The organism is Staphylococcus sp. HMSC069E10, from assembly GCF_001809205.1.
Classification (GTDB): Bacteria; Bacillota; Bacilli; order Staphylococcales; family Staphylococcaceae; genus Staphylococcus; species Staphylococcus hominis.
The window spans coordinates 1-216 of the sequence record NZ_KV796506.1; the positions used below are offsets into that span (position 1 = coordinate 1).

Below are 216 nucleotides of genomic sequence, written 5' to 3' on the forward strand. Positions count from 1 at the left end.
TTCTTCGCCACCATAATGTACGATTTCATCCACTGCTTCTTTTGTGATTTCTTCTGTTGGTGTACCTTTATCCACTATTTCGTTTGTTAATGGATTTTTCGTTGTTGGTGTTGTGATTGTTTTTTCTCCATTTTCACCTTTTTGTACAACTTTCTCTGTACCAGGCGCTAGATCTTTATCAAATTCACGTTTTGTTTCATACGGAATCTCTTCTTT

General features: G+C 35.6%; 1 protein-coding gene. It reads right to left on the bottom strand.

Annotation, left to right across the window (positions count from 1 at the left end; all coding sequences use genetic code 11):
• On the bottom strand, nucleotides 1–216 hold a 216-nt coding region (locus HMPREF2561_RS10250), incomplete at both ends, for a G5 domain-containing protein (RefSeq protein WP_176743837.1).